This is a genomic window from Pseudomonas subflava (genome assembly GCF_023823685.1).
Lineage (GTDB): Bacteria > Pseudomonadota > Gammaproteobacteria > Pseudomonadales > Pseudomonadaceae > Aquipseudomonas > Aquipseudomonas subflava.
This window is the reverse complement of sequence record NZ_JAMXBF010000011.1, coordinates 69,948-88,620: the sequence shown is the minus strand read 5'-3', so window position 1 is coordinate 88,620 and position 18,673 is coordinate 69,948. Positions and strand designations below refer to the sequence as shown.

At 68.2% G+C, this 18,673-nt stretch carries 15 protein-coding genes and 1 pseudogene; 11 read left to right on the top strand and 5 right to left on the bottom strand.

Annotated elements, in window-relative coordinates; genetic code table 11:
• Positions 1–81: 81 nt before the first annotated feature.
• Complete coding sequence (locus NF616_RS15835) at positions 82–420, bottom strand: carboxymuconolactone decarboxylase family protein (RefSeq protein WP_252274258.1); 339 nt, start codon at positions 418–420, stop codon at positions 82–84.
• A gap of 108 nt (positions 421–528) precedes the next feature.
• On the opposite strand from NF616_RS15835, the gene NF616_RS15830 reads away from it, so the two are divergent.
• From NF616_RS15830 to NF616_RS15815, 4 genes are read left to right on the top strand one after another with little or no spacing between them, the layout of a single operon-like run.
• On the top strand, positions 529–1,422 hold the full coding sequence (locus tag NF616_RS15830) for a cupin domain-containing protein (protein ID WP_252274257.1): 894 nt from the start codon (positions 529–531) through the stop codon (positions 1,420–1,422).
• A 36-nt stretch (positions 1,423–1,458) separates the two neighbouring features.
• Complete coding sequence (locus NF616_RS15825) at positions 1,459–2,805, top strand: MATE family efflux transporter (RefSeq protein WP_252274256.1); 1,347 nt, start codon at positions 1,459–1,461, stop codon at positions 2,803–2,805.
• Positions 2,806–2,817: 12 nt separating this feature from the next.
• Positions 2,818–3,849, top strand: coding sequence for a sensor domain-containing diguanylate cyclase (locus tag NF616_RS15820; protein WP_252274255.1), 1,032 nt, complete (start codon positions 2,818–2,820; stop codon positions 3,847–3,849).
• A 10-nt stretch (positions 3,850–3,859) separates the two neighbouring features.
• Positions 3,860–4,315, top strand: a complete 456-nt coding sequence (locus NF616_RS15815; RefSeq protein ID WP_252274254.1) for a DUF2214 family protein — start codon at positions 3,860–3,862, stop codon at positions 4,313–4,315.
• A gap of 167 nt (positions 4,316–4,482) precedes the next feature.
• Here the strand turns inward: NF616_RS15815 and speA are convergent, their stop codons facing one another.
• From speA to NF616_RS15795, 4 genes are all read right to left on the bottom strand, one after another.
• A complete protein-coding gene (gene speA / locus NF616_RS15810) occupies positions 4,483–6,396 on the bottom strand; it encodes an arginine decarboxylase (RefSeq protein WP_252274253.1) in 1,914 nt (637 codons plus the stop codon).
• A gap of 116 nt (positions 6,397–6,512) precedes the next feature.
• Positions 6,513–6,884 carry a translation initiation factor Sui1 gene (locus NF616_RS15805; RefSeq protein ID WP_252274252.1) on the bottom strand — a complete coding sequence of 124 codons (372 nt, stop codon included), beginning with the start codon at positions 6,882–6,884 and terminating at the stop codon, positions 6,513–6,515.
• 730 nt (positions 6,885–7,614) lie between these two features.
• Positions 7,615–8,142: an NUDIX hydrolase gene (locus NF616_RS15800; protein ID WP_252274251.1), complete on the bottom strand. Its 528-nt coding sequence runs from the start codon at positions 8,140–8,142 to the stop codon at positions 7,615–7,617.
• A complete protein-coding gene (locus NF616_RS15795; protein WP_252274250.1) occupies positions 8,142–9,215 on the bottom strand; it encodes a DUF2333 family protein in 1,074 nt (357 codons plus the stop codon). Before NF616_RS15795 ends, NF616_RS15800 begins: the two co-directional genes overlap by 1 nt.
• A 236-nt stretch (positions 9,216–9,451) precedes the next feature.
• Between NF616_RS15795 and NF616_RS15790 the strand changes: the two genes are divergently transcribed.
• The 7 genes and pseudogenes from NF616_RS15790 (at position 9,452) to prmA (ending at position 18,638) form a co-directional block, all read left to right on the top strand.
• Positions 9,452–11,077, top strand: coding sequence for a diguanylate cyclase (locus NF616_RS15790; RefSeq protein ID WP_252274524.1), 1,626 nt, complete (start codon positions 9,452–9,454; stop codon positions 11,075–11,077).
• A 1,537-nt stretch (positions 11,078–12,614) separates the two neighbouring features.
• Positions 12,615–13,121, top strand: a pseudogene (locus NF616_RS21445) (methyl-accepting chemotaxis protein); the annotation flags it as partial.
• A 113-nt stretch (positions 13,122–13,234) separates the two neighbouring features.
• The gene (gene dsbD, locus NF616_RS15780; RefSeq protein ID WP_252274248.1) at positions 13,235–15,028 is read left to right on the top strand and encodes a protein-disulfide reductase DsbD; all 1,794 of its coding nucleotides are present in this window, start codon (positions 13,235–13,237) and stop codon (positions 15,026–15,028) included.
• A gap of 122 nt (positions 15,029–15,150) precedes the next feature.
• Positions 15,151–15,594, top strand: a complete 444-nt coding sequence (gene aroQ / locus NF616_RS15775) for a type II 3-dehydroquinate dehydratase (protein WP_252274247.1) — start codon at positions 15,151–15,153, stop codon at positions 15,592–15,594.
• A 25-nt stretch (positions 15,595–15,619) separates the two neighbouring features.
• A complete protein-coding gene (accB, locus tag NF616_RS15770; protein ID WP_252274246.1) occupies positions 15,620–16,078 on the top strand; it encodes an acetyl-CoA carboxylase biotin carboxyl carrier protein in 459 nt (152 codons plus the stop codon).
• Between the two features lie 16 nt (positions 16,079–16,094).
• Positions 16,095–17,450, top strand: a complete 1,356-nt coding sequence (gene accC / locus NF616_RS15765; RefSeq protein ID WP_252274245.1) for an acetyl-CoA carboxylase biotin carboxylase subunit — start codon at positions 16,095–16,097, stop codon at positions 17,448–17,450.
• 306 nt (positions 17,451–17,756) lie between these two features.
• Positions 17,757–18,638 (top strand): 50S ribosomal protein L11 methyltransferase, encoded by an 882-nt coding sequence (gene prmA / locus NF616_RS15760; protein ID WP_252274244.1) that lies wholly within the window; start codon positions 17,757–17,759, stop codon positions 18,636–18,638.
• The last annotated feature ends 35 nt before the right edge of the window (positions 18,639–18,673 follow it).

Genomic DNA, 18,673 nt, shown 5'->3' with positions numbered 1-18,673 from the left:
GGGGGAAGGCCCAGCACTATAGTCGAGCCGACCCGCCGCTTCGAGCGTCTGCGCGGCGAACTGCGAGGTGAATCGCGTCCGTCACGCGGTCTGCTCGAAGGCCTCCAGCGCGCGCAGCGAGTAGACGTAGGCGGCGCCGCTGTTGAGGGCGATCGCCGTGGCCAGCGCCTGGGCCACTTCCTTCTCGCTGGCGCCTGCCTTGCGGGCGGCCTCGGCATGCACGCCGATGCAGCCGTCGCAGCGGGTGGTGATGGCCACGGCCAGCGAAATGAGCTCGCGGGTCTTGGCATCCAGGGCGTCATCGGCGCTGGCGGCATCGTTCAGCGCCTGGTAGGCGGCGAGCATCTTCGGATGGGACTTGCCCAGGGCGCCGAAGGCTTTCTTCACGGCGGGGACGTATTCGGACCAGTTGAACAGCATGGCGTTTCTCCTCGGGTTATGGGGCCTCGGGGGCCGACGTCTGCAGTCTCCCGGCTTTCCGCCCGCCGCTCGTGTCCGTTACGCTCGTTTCTTTGCCCCGGACGCTCAATGACCCCGCTCGACAGACTCATCGCCCTGGCTGACGTGCAGGGCACCCTGGACCTGCGCTGCCAGTTGCACGGCAGCTGGCGCCTGGACCATCCGCAGTTGCCGGAGGGCGAGGCCGCCTATCACATCGTCTCGGCCGGCGAATGCCGCCTGCAGTTGCCCGATGGCCGCAGCACCGCGCTGCGCGCCGGCCAGCTGCTGCTGTTGCCGCACGGCTCGCCCCACCTGCTGAGCCAGGGCGAGGGCAGACCGGGCAAGCCCCGCCAGGATCGCCACGGTGCGCTGCCCCGGGTGCGCATCGGTCGCGGCGCGGACGGACTGGACATGCTCTGCGGCCACTTCCATTACGCCCCGGCCTCGCCGCTGTTCGCCGCCCTGCCCGAGATGCTGCTGCTGGACCTGCAGCCCGACTCCAGCCTGGGCGCCCTGGTGGTCCTGCTGCGCCAGGAGGCCGATGCCGACCGCCAGGGCTCGCGCACGGTGATCGACAGCCTCTCCGGCGTGCTCTTCACGCTGATCCTGCGCGCCCATCTGGATCGGCATTCGGGGCTACAGGGCGCACTGGCGCTGCTGACCGACAAGCGCCTGGCCAGGGCCTGGCAGGCCATGCTGGAAGACCTCGCGCGGCCGTGGAGCGTGAGCGAGCTGGCCGCGCTGGCCAACCAGTCGCGCGCCACTTTCGCCCGCAGCTTCGCCGCCCTCGCCGGCACCACGCCCGGCGCCATGCTCACCCGGCTGCGCATGGACAAGGCCCGCACCCTGCTGCGCTCCTCGACGATGAGCCTCAACGCCGTGGCGCTGGAAGTGGGCTACGAGTCGCCGGCGGCGTTCAGCCGCGCCTTCCGCCAGTGCCACGGCGAAGCGCCCGGCCGCTACCGCCACGCCGCCGACTAGCCGGCGCGTATACTGCGGCCTCGCTCCGGAGACCCCATGCCCTCACTGCTCGACGCCTGGCGCCACGCACCGACCCACCGCCGGGTCTGGGCGCTGGCCGCGCCGATGATCCTGTCCAACCTCTCGGTGCCGCTGGTGGCCCTGGTGGACGCCACGGTGATCGGCCATCTGCCGCACACCCAGCAGCTCGGCGCCGTGGTGGTCGGCGGCAGCCTGTACGCCATGCTGGTCGGCGTCTTCGGCATTTTGCGCATGAGCGCCACCGGCTTCGCCGCCCAGGCGGCCGGGCGCGGCGATGGCAGCGCGCTGCGCCGGGTGCTGCTGCAGAGCCTGGCGCTGGCCGGCCTGATCGCCCTGCTGGTGGGGCTGCTGGCGATCCCGCTGAGCGACCTGGCGCTGCGGCTGATGCGGCCTTCGGCGCAGCTGGACGCCCTGACCCGCGACTTCTTCCACGCCCGTCTGCTCGGCCTGCCGGCGACCCTGGCCAGCGCCGCGCTGGTCGGCTGGCTGCTCGGCACCCAGAACGCCCGCGGCGCCCTGGCGGTGATGCTCACCACCAACCTGCTCAACGTCGCGCTCAACCTGTGGTTCGTCCTCGGCCTGGACTGGGGCGTGCTCGGCTCGGCGCGCGCCTCGGTGATCGCCGAATGGTGCGGCGCCCTGCTCGGCCTGGTGCTGGCCTGGCGCACGCTGCGCCGCCATCCCGGCGTCCTGCCCGTGCGAACGCTGAGCCAGTGGCGCAGCTGGCGCGCGTTGCTGGCGGTGAACCGCGACATCCTGATCCGCAGCCTGGCACTGCACCTGGTGTTCTTCCTCATCACCGTGCAGGGCACGCGCCTGGGCGACGCCACGGTGGCGGGCAACGCCCTGCTGCTCAACGGCCTGCTGGTCGTCGCCTTCGCCCTGGATGGCCTCGCTCACGCGGTGGAGGCGCTGTGCGGCCACGCCATCGGCGCCGGCGACCGCGTCACCCTGCGTCGCTCGCTGGTGGTGGCCGGCGGCTGGTCGCTGCTCGGCAGCTTGGCGTTCGCCTTGCTGTTCCTGCTCGGCGGCCGGCTGTTCGTCGAGCTGCAGAGCGACATCGTCGAAGTGCGCGCGGCCGCCTACCCTTATCTGCCATACCTGGCGCTGCTGCCGTTGATCGCCGTGTGGAGCTACCTGCTCGACGGCCTGTTCATCGGCGCCACCCGCGCCCGCGAGATGCGCAACGCCATGCTGGTCAGCCTCGCCCTGGGCCTGCTCGCCGGCTGGCTGCTGCAGGACCTGGGCAACCACGGCCTGTGGCTGGCTTTCCTATGCTTCATGTCGATGCGTGGCATCTGCCTGGCGATCCAGGCCCAGCTGCTGCGCCAACGCAACGCCTGGCTCGCCCCGAATCACTGAGCGGAGACCATCATGCTGCCTGCCCCCTGCCCCCTCGACGAACCGAAGCGCCAGCAGGCGCTGGACGACCTCGACCTGCTCGACACCCCCGCCGAGCTGTACCTGGACACCCTGGTGCGGCTGACCCGTGAGCTGTTCGAGGTGGAGACGGTGCTGATCAGCCTGGTCGACCGCGACCGCCAGTGGTTCAAGGCGCGCATCGGCCTGGAGGTGGCGGAGACGCCGCGCGACATTTCCTTCTGCGGCCACGCCGTGGCGGCGCGCAGCCCGCTGGTGGTGGAGGACGCCCTGCAGGACCCGCGCTTCGCCGACAACCCGGTGGTCACCGGCCCGCCCTTCATCCGCTTCTACGCCGGCCAGCCGCTGTTCAGCGACGACCAGGCGATCGGCACCCTGTGCATGCTGCATCCCGAGCCGCGCGGCCTGAGCCAGCAGGAACGCTTTCGCCTGCGTGACCTCGCCACCCTGGTCGAGGGCTACCTGCAGCTGCGCCGCATGACCGGCGAGACCCGCAAGCTGCGCCAGACGGTGGACCGCGAACAGCGCAAGGCGCTGATCGACCCGCTGACCCAGCTGTGGAATCGCACCGCGCTGCTGCGCTTCTTCCCCCGCGAACTGGCCGCCGCCAGCGATGCCGGGCTGAGCCTGGGCGTGCTGTATGGCGAGCTGGAGCGCTTTCGCACGGTCAAGGAAAACGGCAGCCCGGCCGGCGCCGACCAGGCCCTGTGGGAATGCTCGCGGCGCCTGAGCGCGGCGCTGCGCCCGGACGACCTGCTGGTGCGCCTGGGCGGCGAGGAATTCGTCGCCCTGGTGGCGGTGCACGATTCGGGCGAGGTGCGGCAGATCGCCGAGCGCATGCGCAAGGCCATCGCCGACGAGCCGGTCACGGCCGCCGGCCAGCGCCTGTCGCTGGGCCTGAGCATCGGCAGCGCCCTGGTGCAGCCGGGCGAGACCCAGACCCAGGTGCTGGAACGCGCCGCCCGCGCCCTGTACCGTGCCAAGCAGGGCACGGACGGAACGGCCCACAACGACGACGCCTTCTGAGGAGACCGCCATGGCCGACGCCATCGCCGCCAGCCTGCACTACCTGTCGATATTCGTGCTGTTCGCCCTGCTCACCTGCGAGCACATCCTGTTCCGCGCCGATCTGGACCACGCCACGGCACGCCGCCTGATGCGCATCGACATGGCCTACGGCGCCGCCGCCGGCCTGGTGCTGTTCACCGGCGCGGCGCGGATGATCTGGTTCGGCAAGGGCTGGGCGTACTACCTGCACAACTGGGTGTTCCACGCCAAGGTCAGCCTGTTCATCCTGGTCGGCCTGCTGTCGATCGTGCCGACCATGACCTTCTTCAACTGGCGCAACGACCTGCTGGCCGGCAAGGCCCCGACCATCACGCCCGCCCAGGCCAGGCGCACACTCATGGTGATCCGCCTGGAGCTGTTGTTGCTGGTCTGCCTGCCATTCCTGGCCAGCCTAATGGCGCGCGGCGTAGGCGTATTCAACTGATCGAGCGGCCATGAAAAAGCCCGGCCAGTGCCGGGCTTTTTCGCTTTTGTAGGGTGCGCCATGCGCACCGAAGCACCTACTGCCTTTGGGTGCGCGCGCGGCAGCCAACGCCCCCAACAGAGCAGGGCCTACCGCAGGGTGCGCCGTGCGCACCGGGCGGCCCCGACTCAGGTCGACAGGTACGAGGAACGGGTCAGGCCCAGGCGCAGGGCGTCCAGGTACTGGGCGCGCTCGTTGGCCGAGAGCTTGGCGCCGGCCACCTTGTCGCGGTAGTAGGTCATCAGCTCCTCGGGCGACAGGTGCACGTAGCGCAGCATGTCCTCGATGGTGTCGTGGGTCTCGATGCCGGTGTGGTACACGCTGCCGTCCGGGCGCTGGTAGATGTTCACCGAGTCGGTGTCGCCGAACAGGTTGTGCATGTCGCCGAGGATCTCCTGATACGCGCCGACCAGGAACACGCCGAGCACGTAGTCCTCACCGTCGCGCACTTCGTGCACCGGCAGGCTGGTCTCGATCGACTGCTCGTCGACGTACTGGCGGATCTTGCCGTCGGAGTCGCAGGTCAGGTCCTGCAGCACGGCGCGGCGCAGCGGCTCTTCTTCCAGGCGGGTCAGCGGCAGGATCGGCAGAATCTGGCCGATGGCCCAGGTGTCCGGCAGGCTCTGGAACACCGAGAAGTTGCAGATGTACTTGTCCGCCAGCTTGTCGTTGAGCTCGTCGAGCACCGCGCGGTGCGAGCGCTGGCGCGCCTTGAGCTGGTTGTGCAGGCGCCGGCAGATGGCGAAGTAGCACTGCTCGGCCAGGGCCTTTTCGGTCAGGTTGAGCTTGCCGGCGGAGTACTGCGCGGCCACTTCCTCGATGTTGTGGGTGGCGCGCCAGTAGGATTCGGCGACCATCTCCGGGTCGCTGTCGCCAAGCAGGTCGATCAGGTTCTGCAGCACTTCCGGCTGCTCGACGGCCGGGTCGATCTCCGGCACGTCGTCGTTGTGCCGCTCCACGTCGGTCACCTGCACCACCAGCACCGCATGGTGCGCGGTCATGGCCCGGCCGCTCTCGGAGAAGATATGCGGATGCGGGATGTCCTGGCGGTCGCAGAACTCCTTGAGCATGTCGACCACGGTGGAGGCGTAGTCCTCCATGTCGTAATTGATCGAGCTGGCGTTGCGCGAGTGGGTGCCGTCGTAGTCCACGCCGAGGCCGCCGCCGACGTCGATGTGATCGACCGGCAGGCCCAGGCCGCGCAGTTCGCCGTAGTAGCGGATGGCCTCGCGGAAGCCCTTGCGGTAGTCGGCGATGTTGGCGATCTGCGAACCCATGTGGAAGTGCAGCAGGCGGATGCCCTGGTCGAGCTTGGCCGCCTTGAAGCGCTCGACCACCGAGAGGATCTGCGCGGCGGACAGGCCGAACTTGGACTTTTCGCCACCGGTGTCGGCCCACTTCGACGACGCCAGCGAAGATAGGCGCACGCGCAGGCCCACCTGCGGGGTGACCTTGAGCTTGGCCGCCTCATCGATGACGAACTGCACCTCGGACTCCTTCTCGATCACGATGAACACATTGTGACCGAGCTTCTGCCCCATCAGCGCCAGGCGGATGAACTCGCGGTCCTTGTAGCCGTTGCAGACGATGGTGCCGCCCTTCGGCGCCAGCGCCAGCACGGCCATCAGCTCGGGCTTGGAGCCGGCCTCCAGGCCGATGGAGACGTCCTGGGTGGCGATGATGTTCTCCACCACCGCCTCCTGCTGGTTGACCTTGATCGGGTACAGCGCGGTGTAGCGGCTGCCGTATTCGAGACGCTCGATGGCGGCGTCGAAGGCGCCGGTCAGCTGGCGCACGCGGTACTGCAGGATATCGGGGAAGCGCACCAAGAGCGGCAGCGACAGGCCGCTGCCACGCAGGCCGTCGAGCTGGGCGTAGAGGTCGATGGGGGCACTGTCGGCGCCGTTCGGGCGCACTTCCACCCGGCCGGCATCATTGATCGAAAAGAAGCCGGCGCCCCAGTGGCGAATGCCATATACGCTGCGGCTGTCCGCGACTGTCCATTGGCTGCCATCGTCTTTGCGGGTGCGTCTTGCGGCCATCGAGGTCTCCTGTGGGCGAAAAAAGGCTGCCGCCCCGGCAGCGCTGGTAATGCATCAAAAGAAGATTGCAGGAGTGTGGACTGCCCTTCCTGCAGAGAAGTTTAGGAAGTGCCGCGTCAGCCGCCGGACTTCTTGGCCTTGAAGCCGCGCTTGCTCAACTCTTCGAGCAGCAGCTCGACCATGTCGCCCTGGATCTCGATCACCCCGTCCTTTAGCCCGCCGCCGCAGCCGCAACGCTTCTTCAGCGCGCTGGCCAGCTCCTTCAGCTCGGCCTCGGCCAGCGGCACGCCGGTGATGGTGGTGACGGTCTTGCCGCCACGGCCCTTGGTCTCGCGGCGCACGCGGGCGATACCGTCGCCATCGGGAATCCGGCTCTGTTTGCAGATGCAGGCGTCCACGGGCTGGCCGCAGTCGGGGCAATGCCGACCGCTGTCGGTGGAATAGACGAGACCGCCCAGGGCGGAGAACGACGAAGCTTTCTTGACCACCGGCTTTTCCTCGTAGGGGTCAGGATAGCGACTGGCCGGCAAGGTACCGACCGCGAAGCCCCACTCAGGCAGGGGCAGCGCAACCAGGCGGGCGCCTGGCTTGAAAGGTGGCGCAGTGTACGGGCAAAAAGCCGGGCTGCTAAGTGCAAAATTGCGCCATCGTTCGACGGATTGGCGACCTCGTGCGGCAAAGCGCACAGCGCGCCCGGAAATACTGCACAAAACCGCAGGCGGCGGGGGTTGTAGGGGGTTATGGCGGGCTGCCGCTGCGCGGCGAGGCCGCCCTACGGTGTCGCGCCGGACTCCCGGCGTGCTCGTTAAAGGCGGTGCGGCATTGGCGGCGGAGATCAGGTAACCAATTCCGTATTCCCTCGCCTCTCCATCGATAGGGGTAATAGGTGCAGCCTTACCCCAGTAGTGGCCACGGCCTTGCATAGTGGGCTGCCGCTGCGGGGCGAGGCCACCCTACGGCGAGGCCACCCTAGGATGTCCGTGCCAACCTCGAGCAGGTTTTCTCGCGTAGGCGGCACCCAGAGAGCGAGCGGAGGTTAGGCGCGTATAAAGAGGTCAGCTGGGCCAGGCGCGACGCGACTCTGCGTCGCTCACAACGAGCCCCAGCGCGACGTAGGGTGGCCTCGCCGCGCAGCGGCAGCCCACCGTCTACACGCCCCCATCGCCTCCTCCGTCCCAGACCTGATCGCTCGCCAGCGCATCAGGCCATCCAAAAGGTTCAACCGTCGGCAAGGTAGAGCCTGAGCGCTTGCAGCGAGTCCGGGCAGCAGGGTGTCGCCTCGGCCAGGGCGTGGTCCGCCGGCAGGAAGCGCGCCTCGAGCACTTCCTCCGGCTGCAGCACCAGCGGCGCGTCGGACACCGCGGAAAACACCGCGCCCCACAGGCGATTGCCCGGCTCGTCGAAGAAGAAGCGGCCATGCTCGCGCAGCGGCACCCCGGCGATGCCCAGTTCCTCGGCCAGCTCGCGGGCGGCGCAGTCGGCGTAGCTCTCGCCCTCGTCGACCATGCCGCCGGCAGCCACGTCCCAGTAGCCGGGATAGAGCGCCTTGCTCAAACTGCGGCGGTGCACGCACAGCTCGCCGCGGGTGTTGAACAGCAGGATGAAGCTGGCGCGACCGATCAGCCCACGCTCGCGCAGCTCCGCACGCGGCACGCCGCCGAGCAGGCGATCCTGCTCGTCGACCCAGGCCACCCGCTCGGCGTCGGAGGCGGCACGGTGCGCCGCCTCGCTCTCGCTGATGGACATCAGCCCTGGCTCAGCAGGGTACGCAGGTCGATGATCGCGGCGTTGGCGCGGGAGATGTAGTTGGCCATCACCAGCGAGTGGTTGGCCAGCACGCCATAGCCGCTGCCATTGAGCACCATGGGGCTCCACAGGGTCTCCTGGGCCGCCTCCAGCTCACGAATGATCTGCCGCACGCTGACGGTGGCGTTCTTTTTCGCCAGCACGTCGGCGAAGTCGACTTCAACGGCGCGCAGGAAGTGCGACAGCGCCCAGGCCTGGCCGCGGGCCTCGTAGAACACGTTGTCGATCTGCAGCCAGGGAGTCTTCACCTCTTCCTCGCGCACCGGCACCACCTGGCCCTCGGGCACCGGCTGGTTGGGTTCGAGGTCGGTGTTCAGGCGCACACGGCCGACGCTGGCCGACAACCGCTGGGACAGCGAACCGAGTCGCGTGGCCACGTCGCCCAGCCAGTTGTTCAGGTTGTCGGCACGGGCGTAAAACTGGGTGCGCGACTGGTCGCCGCTGGTGAGTTGGGCCAGGTAGCGGTCCAGCGAGTGAATGCCCGCGCGGTATTCGGCCTCGGAGGCCGGCAGCGCCCAGCTCTTGTTGTCGAAGTTGAAGCGCGGCTCGGCCCTGGCCAGGTCCGGGTCCTCGGTGGACTGCGACTGGGAGCGGGCGAAGTCCTTGCGCAGCGCCCGCGACAGGTCGCGCACCTGCACCAGCACGCCGTACTCCCAGGACGGCATGTTGTCCAGCCACAGGCCGGGCGGGGCGATGTCGTTGGAGAGATAGCCGCCGGGCTTGGTCAGCAGTGTCTCGGACACCCGCTTCAGCGTTTCCACCGTGGTGTAGCCGTTGACCAGCTTGCGCTGCGCCTGCTCCGCCGAGGCCTGGGCATGCTGCTGCACCGGGAACAGTGCCGGCTCGCCGCTCCAGTACCAGCCCACCAGCAGCGCGGCCAGCAGGTACAGCCCCAGCAGCGTGCCCAGTGTCTTGCCCACCCAGCCGCCAGCGAAATAGCTGCGAACGCCGTCCGCCGAGTCGTTGGTGTTGCCGCCACGCGGCGCGTCCGCGCGATTTTTCCAGTCCAGCATGATCTTGGTCCTTGCTTGCGTGTTCGCCTGATCCGACCTCATCCGCGGCAGATCGTTGACCTGCACTATAAGTGAACCCCCAGGGCAACGCAGGTGCCGAATGCGATACAGGGCGTCGATTCGGCCAAAAGCTGGAAATTTGGCGTCAAATGACCGAAGGTTGTTTTCAGGGCAATCACTGGTGGTAGCATCACGCCATCATCCAGCCTTCCAGGCTGAGCAACGTTCAGATGTCCATCATGACCGAGCACGAAGACCCCAGCCGCGACCGGCTCAAGCAACACTTCGCCAAGCGCGTGATCTACCAGGCGCGGCAGGTTCTGGAAGTGTGGCAGCGCCTGCAGCAGGAGGAGTGGAGCGCCAGCGTGATGGCCGAGCTGGTCGAGACCAACCTGGGCCTGCTGCGCTACGCCGAACGCTTCGAGCAGGACCTGCACATCCAGCTGGCGCGCTCCGTCGGCCAGTGCCTGGAGGCCGTGGAGGCCAACCGCGGTCGCCTCACCAGCCAGCTGATCACCGAGCTCAACCAGCTCATGCAGCGCCTGTCGCGCACCGGGCTGCGGCATGGCGACCAGTACGAGCAGACCTTCCTGCCGCCGCTGCGCAAGCCGGTCTACGTGGCCCTGCAGGATCTCGCCCGCGCCGAGCGCCTGACCCGCCAGCTGGAATTCTTCGGCCTCAGCGCCCAGCCCCTCGACAGCGCCGACGCCTTTCGCGCGGCCATGGCCGAGCGCCACCCGGCGGCGATTCTGATGGAAGTGGATTTCGCCGGCCCCGGCATGGGCCTGACCCTGGCCGACGAGGCCCAGCAGGGCCTGGAGCAGAAGCTGCCGCTGCTGTTCTTCAGCCACGACGACGTCGACACCCCGACCCGCCTGGCCGCCGTGCGCGCCGGCGGCCAGGAATTCTTCACCGGCACCCTGGACGCCTCCGGCCTGATCGAGCGCATCGAGATCCTCACCAACGTGGTCCACTACGACCCCTACAAGGTGCTGATCGTCGACGACTCCCGAGCCCAGGCCACCCACACCGAGCGCGTGCTGAACAGCGCGGGCATCGTCACCCGTACCCTCACCGAGCCGATCCAGGCCATGGCCGAGCTGGCCGAGTTCCAGCCCGACCTGATCATCCTCGACATGTACATGCCCGAGTGCAACGGCACCGAGCTGGCCAAGGTGATCCGCCACAACGACCGCTACGTCAGCGTGCCGATCATCTACCTGTCCGCCGAGGACGACCTGGACAAGCAGCTCGACGCCATGAGCGAGGGCGGCGACGACTTCCTCACCAAGCCGATCAAGCCGCGCCATCTGATCGCCACCGTGCGCAACCGCGCCGCGCGGGCACGCAACCTCAAGGCGCGCATGGTGCGCGACAGCCTCACCGGGCTGTTCAACCACACCCACACCCTGCAGCTGCTCGAGGACGCACGCTTCCGCGCGCGCCGCGACAGCCAGCCGCTGACCTTCGCGATGATCGATATCGACCACTTCAAGAAGGTCAACGACACCTACGGCCACCCCATGGGCGACCGGGTGATCAAGAGCCTGGCGCTGTTCCTCAAGCAGCGCCTGCGCAAGACCGACCACATCGGCCGCTACGGCGGCGAGGAATTCGCCGTGGTCCTGCCGGACACCGACGCCGCCACCGCGGCCAAGGTGCTCGACGAGATCCGCCGGCGTTTCGCCGAGATCCACTACCCGGCCCAGCCCCATGACCTGACCTGTACCTTCAGCTGCGGCATCGCCGAGCTGAAGGACGACATGGACATCAACATCCTCTCCAAACAGGCCGACGAAGCGCTCTATGTCGCCAAACGCGGCGGTCGCGACCGGGTCGAGGTGTTCGTCGGCGAAGCGTGAACCAGATCACGCTGTCATCAGGCTGCAACCAAACCGCAATAACCTTCCAGGCACCACCTCAGCAGTTTTTATGGTGCCGAACATGCGTCTCAAGCAGATCACCAACCTCTCTACCGCCCTCCTCGTCACCGCCTGCCTGGCACTGGGAGGCACCCTCTGGTGGTCGGAGGGTGCGCTGGAGCGGCCTTATCTGCTGATGGAGCGCTACCTCGCCCTGTCCCAGCAATTCCAGCAACGCATCGCCAACAACGTGCAGGCCTACCTGAGCCGCGGCGACGCCCTGCGCCACAAGGAGGCGCAGGAGGCCATCGCCGAGCTGGAGGGCCACCTCGGCGAACTGCCGCAGCACCTGGCCGAGGACCTGCGCCCGAGCCTGGCGGGCCTGAGCCAGTTCGTCGCCCGCGACCTGCTCGCCGCCGGCAAGCTGGCCGGCGACCCCCAGGGCCTGCTGCTGCAGGCCGAACGGGAGATCGGCGGCAATCTCGACCAGCTGCAGCGCTACGCCGAAGAGAGCGGCAACGCCCAGGCCATGGCCTACCACAAGCCGTTGTTCCAGGCCGCCCAGCATCTGGCGCGCCTGGCCCACGTGCGCGGCAAGCTGGTCAGCAGCGGCCGCGAAGAGCTGGCCGCCGACGTCGAGCGCGAAGTCGCCGCGCTGGCGCAGCTGGCCAACGAGCTGGAAGCCTTGCCGCTGCTCGGCGTGACCGAGAGCGCCGACGCCGGCAACAACTTCGCCGCCCTGCTCGGCCTCGACGCCGGCGGCGAGCAGGAGCAGGCCGAGGACAAGGGCATCGCGCTCAAGCGCGAGCTGGCCAGCCTGATCAAGCGCTACCCCTCGGAACTCGCCCGCACCCGCGAGCTGATCCGCCAGCGCGCCGACCTGGCCGCGGCCAGCGCCGCCCGCGTCGACGGCCTGCAGCAGGCCCTGGCCGCGCTGGAGCCGGAGGTGCGTGCCGAGCATGGCCGCATCCAGTTCGAGGTACGCCTGGTCCAGGGCCTGGTGATCGGCCTGATCCTGCTCATCGCCCTGGGCCTGGACCGCATCCAGCGTCGCCTCAGCAACCTGCTCGGGCGCCTGGCGCCGGAACTCGGCGCCTGGGCCGCCGGCGACTTCTCCGGCGAGGTGAAACTGGACTCGCGTACCCGCGAGATACGCGACATCGAAGACTCGCTCAATCGCCTGCGTCGCTACCTGGTGGAGCTGGTGGGCACCATCCACCAGCACGCCGGCGAGGTCGCCGGCAGCAGCCGCGTGCTGGCCGAGATGAGCCAGAGCCTGCACGGCGGCGCCGAGCGCCAGTTGGCCGACACGGCGCTGATCCGCGATTCGCTCGGCGAACTGGAGGCGACCATCGCCCAGGTCGCCGAGGATGCCAGCCAGGCCGCCAACGCCAGCCACGACGCCAGCCGCGCCGTCGAGCACGGCCAGCGGGTGATCGAACAGAGCCTGGCCGGGCTGCACGCGCTGGTCGGCGAGGTGCAGGGCAACGCCCAGTCCATCGAACAGCTGGCCGCCGAGACGGCCACCATCGGCTCGGTGCTGACGGTGATCCGCGGCGTGGCCGACCAGACCAACCTGCTGGCGCTGAACGCCGCCATCGAGGCGGCGCGCGCCGGCGAGGCCGGGCGTGGTTTCGCCGTGGTCGCCGACGAGGTGCGCTCGCTGGCCCAGCGCACCAGCGGCGCCACCGAAGAAATCCAGCAACTGATCGCGCGCCTGCAGAACGCCGCCCAGCAATCGGTCACCGCCATGCGCGCCCAGGTCGAGCACGCCGAGGCCACCGCCGGCCAGGCCGAACAGGCGGACGGCGCACTGGACGAGGTGGTCGTGGCCATCCGCACCATCGCCAGCATGGCCCAGCGCATCGCCGAGGCCACCGCCCAGCAGGGCGGCGCCGCCAGCGAGATCCGCGACCATAGCGAACGCATCCACAACCTGGGCGGCGACAACCTGGAACGCATCGGCGACGGTCGCGCCCAGGGCGAGCAACTGCTGCAGCTGGGTGGACGCCTGAATACGGCGGTGCAGGCCTTCCGCGTCTGACCTCGCCGCACATCGGCCGGCAATATCCGTTAACGCCCTGCGCCAGCGCGTCGCCTGGGGCTCACCGCCCGACTTGGGTATGATGCCGGCCAAGTCCGTCGTGCGAGCCCGTCATGCGCCGTCTGCTGCCCCTGTTCCTGCTGCTGTTCACCCTGCCCGCCCTGGCTGGCCTGTTCGACGATCCGGCGCCGCGCGGCGTCATCGACGACGCCCCGCTGAACAACAGCGCCGACTTCCTGCCCGTGCGCGAGGCCTTCCGCCTCAGCCTGGTGAGCGCCGACGCCCAGTCGGTGAAGCTGCGCTTCGTCAACGCCGAGGGCTACTACCTCTACCGCCATCGCTTCGAGTTCCGCATCGAGCCCAGCGACCTGGCCAAGGGCGAGGCCGTGCTGCCGGCCGGCGCGCCCAAGCACGACGAATACTTCGGCGACGTCGAGGTGTATTACGGCATTACCGACGTGCCCCTGCCGATCGACAATCCCATCGATCTGCCCTTCACCGTGCACGTCAGCTACCAGGGCTGCGCCGACAAGGGCCTGTGCTACCCGCCGGAAACCGAGCGCATCGAGGTCGACGGCCAGGGCAAGGCGCAGACCAGCCGCCCGGCCGAAGCGCCCGCACCGGCGCAGACGGGCTGGACCTGGAAGGAGCTGGCACTGTTCTTCCTCGGCGGCCTGGCCCTGACCTTCACGCCCTGCGTGCTGCCGATGCTGCCGATCCTCACTGGCGTGGTTCTGCGCGGCCAGCCGGGCGGCGCGCGCAGCCTGGTGCTGTCGCTGGCCTACGTGCTGCCGATGGCGATCAGCTTTGCCATCCTCGGCGCGCTGATGGGCCTGTTCGGCGCCGAGCTCAACCTGCAGGCGCGCCTGCAATCGCCCTGGGTGCTGGTGCCCTTCGCCGCCTTCTTCGCCCTGTTCGGCGCCGCCAGCCTGGGCTTCTTCGAACTGCGCCTGCCCGCCGCCCTCGACGGCCCGTTGCAGGGCCTGAGCCAGCGCCTGAAGGGCGGCACCGTCTTCAGCGCGGCGGCGCTCGGCGTGCTCTCCAGCCTGCTGGTATCGCCCTGCGTGTCCGCGCCGCTGGCCGGTGCCCTGCTCTATATCAGCGCCAGCGGCGACGCCCTCGGCGGCGGCCTCAAGCTGCTGGCACTGGGCCTGGGCATGGGCGCGCCGCTGGTGCTGTTCGCAGTGGGCGGCGGCACGCTGCTACCGAAATCCGGCCCGTGGATGGTGACCGTGCGCAATGCCTTTGGCGCGCTGCTGATGGCGGTCGCCGTGTGGCTGCTGGAGCGCGTGGTACCCGGCCCGGTCGCCCTGGCGCTGTGGGGCCTGCTGGCCGCCGGCGTGGCCCTGTGGCTCGGCGTGCTGGAGCTGACGCCCAAGACCCATCACCAGAAGCTGGCGCAGCTGATCGGCCTGCCGCTGCTGGTCTATGCCGTCATCGCCTGGGTCGGTGCGCTGCAGGGCCAGAACGATCCGCTGCGCCCGCTGGGCCATGCCCAGGCAGCTGCCGAAGCCTCGACGGCGCGTGCCGAGCACAGCCAGTGGCAGACCGTCACCACCCCCGCCGAACTGGACGCCGCCCTGGCCGAGGCGAAGGGCGCCGGCCAGCCGCTGCTGCTGGACTGGTACGCCGACTGGTGCATCAGCTGCAAGGTGATCGAGCGCGAGGTGCTGACCGCGCCGGCCGTGACCGCGCAGCTGGGCGACTACCGGCTGATCCGCTTCGACATCACCGAGAGCCGCGAGGACCAGCGCGCCCTGCTCGACCGCTACCAGCTGTTCGGGCCGCCGGCGATCCTGTTCTTCGCGCCGAAGGGTGACGAATGGTCGGATTTGCGTGTCGTAGGTGAAATCAGCGCCGCCGACTTCGCCGACCGCCTGACCCGCGCCGCCTCCCGCCAGAACTGACGACGTCATATTTCTGCCGTAAATTTCGTCCATCGTGCCGACTACTCCCGGCAACTGGACAGCCTCCGGCGCTTTCGGCATAGTCCCGGCCATTCCAAGGTCAGAACAACAAGGAAGCGCCCATGGCCACCCTCCTGGTGCTGCACGGCCCCAACCTCAACCTGCTGGGCACCCGCGAACCCGACAAATACGGCGCCACCACGCTGTCCGAGATCAACCAGGATCTGGAACAGCGCGCGCGTACCGCCGGCCATCACCTGCTGTACCTGCAGAGCAATGCCGAGTACGAACTGATCGAGCGCATTCATGCGGCGAAAGGCGAGGGAGTCGACTTCATCCTCATCAATCCAGCCGCTTTCACCCACACCAGCGTCGCATTACGTGACGCGTTGCTGGCGGTGAGCATCCCATTCATCGAAGTGCACCTGTCAAACGTGCACAAGCGCGAACCCTTCCGCCATCACTCCTACTTCTCCGACGTAGCGGTGGGAGTGATCTGCGGCCTTGGCGCCAGCGGTTACCGCCTGGCCCTGGAGGCCGCCCTGGAACAATTAGAACGCCCCTGACCTCACCCTTGGGAGTTGAAAAACTATGGATATCCGTAAAGTCAAAAAACTGATCGAGCTGCTGGAAGAGTCCGGTATCGACGAACTGGAAATCCGCGAGGGCGAAGAGTCCGTACGCATCAGCCGCCACAGCAAGCAACCGGCCTACGCCCCGCAACCGGTATACGCAGCCGCTCCGGCTCCGGCCGCCGCGCCTGTCGCTGCCGCCGCCCCAGCCGAAGCCGGCGCTCCGGCCGCCGCCAAGCTGAACGGTCACGTGGTGCGCTCGCCGATGGTCGGCACCTTCTACCGTGCCGCCTCGCCGACCTCCGCCAACTTCGCCGAAGTCGGTCAGACCGTGAAGAAGGGCGACATCCTCTGCATCGTCGAAGCCATGAAGATGATGAACCACATCGAGGCCGAGACCAGCGGCGTGATCGAATCGATCCTCGTCGAGAACGGCCAGCCGGTTGAGTACGACCAGCCCCTGTTCACCATCGTCTGATGACGGGGAGCCGGTAATGCAGAAGCTGGAAAAAGTGCTGATCGCCAACCGTGGCGAAATCGCCCTGCGCATCCTGCGCGCGTGCAAGGAACTGGATATCAAGACCGTGGCGGTCTACTCCACCGCCGACCGTGAACTCATGCACCTGGGCCTGGCCGACGAGACCGTGTGCATCGGCCCGGCGCCGGGTGCCCAGTCCTACCTGAGCATCCCGGCCATCGTCAGTGCCGCCGAAGTCACCGGCGCCACCGCGATCCACCCGGGCTACGGTTTCCTCGCCGAGAACGCCGACTTCGCCGAACAGGTGGAGAACTCCGGCTTCGCCTTCATCGGCCCGACCGCCGACGTGATCCGCCTGATGGGCGACAAGGTCTCGGCCAAGGACGCCATGATCAAGTCCGGCGTGCCCGTGGTGCCCGGCTCCGACGGCCCGCTGCCGGAAGACGAAGAAGAAGCGCTGCGTATCGCCCGCGAGGTCGGCTACCCGGTGATCATCAAGGCCGCCGGTGGCGGCGGTGGTCGCGGCATGCGCGTGGTGCACAAGGAAGAAGACCTGATCAAGTCGGCCAAGCTGACCCGCACCGAGGCCGGCGCCGCCTTCGGCAACTCGATGGTCTACCTGGAGAAGTTCCTCGGCAACCCGCGCCACGTGGAAGTCCAGGTGCTGTCCGACGGCCAGGGCAACGCCATCCACCTGTACGATCGCGACTGCTCGCTGCAGCGCCGTCACCAGAAGGTCCTGGAAGAAGCCCCTGCCCCGCTGATCGACGAGAAGGCCCGCGCCGAAGTGCTCAAGCGCTGCGTCGACGCCTGCATCGAGATCGGCTACCGCGGCGCCGGCACCTTCGAGTTCCTCTATGAAGACGGCCGCTTCTACTTCATCGAGATGAACACCCGCGTACAGGTCGAGCACCCGGTCACCGAGATGGTCACCGGCATCGACATCGTCAAGGAAATGCTCAGCATTGCCGCCGGCAACAAGCTGTCGATCAAGCAGGAAGACGTGAAGATCCTCGGTCACGCACTGGAGTGCCGGATCAACGCCGAAGACCCGGACAACTTCATGCCCTGCCCCGGCAAGGTGAAGCACTTCCACGCGCCGGGCGGCAACGGCATCCGTGTCGACTCGCACCTGTACAGCGGCTACTCGGTGCCGCCGAACTACGACTCGCTGATCGGCAAGCTGATCAGCTACGGTCGTACCCGCGACGAAGCCATGGCACGCATGCGCAATGCCCTGGACGAGATCGTGGTCGACGGCATCAAGACCAACATCCCGCTGCACCGCGACCTGACCCGCGACAAGGGCTTCCTCAAGGGTGGAATCAACATCCACTATCTGGAGAAGAAGCTGGGCATGGACAAGCACTGAGCCTCACAGCCCGCCGATCGTCGGCGGACCGTGAGTCAGATGCTCACCAGGGCCGCCTTCGGGCGGCCCTGGTCGTTTAACGCCTCCGAGTCCGCCTGAAATTTCGCGAGCCGAACAAAACGGTGGCGCGATGACCAGAAGCGCCAGCGTAAAAAGCTAAGGTCGCGCCGTTCAAGAATGGGTAAATAGGCAGCCGAGCCGCCGTATCCCGAGGCGTTTCCAACGCCGCTTGCCGACGCGCAGCAGATTTTAAGCGGGCTCTCGAGTAAGCTGCGCGCCCACGCCCTACCGCACACGAGGTCCGCCATGCCCTGGCTACAAGTCCGTCTAGCCATCACTCCCGAACAGGCCGAGACCTACGAAGACGCCCTGCTCGGCGTCGGCGCCGTGTCGGTGACCTTCATGGATGCCGAGGACCAGCCGATCTTCGAGCCGGACCTGGGCACCACCCCGCTGTGGTCCAACACCCATCTGCTCGCCCTGTTCGAGGCCGATACCGATCCGGCCAACCTGGTCGCGCACCTGCAGCTGCTCACCGGCGGAGAGCTGCCGGCCCACGAGATCGAGCACATCGCCGATCAGGACTGGGAACGCAGCTGGATGGACAACTTCCAGCCCATGCGTTTCGGCCGCCGCCTGTGGATCGTGCCGAGCTGGCACGCCGCGCCGGAGCCGGAGGCGGTCAACCTGCTGCTCGATCCGGGCCTGGCCTTCGGCACCGGCACCCACCCGACCACCGCGCTGTGCCTGGAATGGCTGGACGGCCAGGAGCTGGCCAATTGCACCGTGCTCGACTTCGGCTGCGGCTCCGGCATCCTGGCCATCGCCGCCCTGCTGCTCGGCGCACCGCAGGCCCTCGGCACCGATATCGACCCGCAGGCCCTGGAGGCCTCGCGCGACAACGCCTCGCGCAACGGCATCGACCCGGCGCGCTTCCCGGTCTACCTGCCGGCCGACCTGCCGCAGCAGCCGGCCGAGGTGGTGGTAGCCAATATCCTGGCCGGCCCGCTGGTATCGCTGGCGCCGCAGATCACCGCTCTGGTAAAAGCCGGCGGCCGCCTGGCGCTGTCCGGCATCCTCGCCGAGCAGGCCGACGAAGTGCGGGCGGCCTATGCCGACGCCTTCGACCTCGATCCCACCGCGATCAAGGACGGCTGGGTTCGCATCAGCGGCGTCAAACGCGCCTAGAGCTTGTCTATCCCTGCACCTGCTTGGGTAAACTA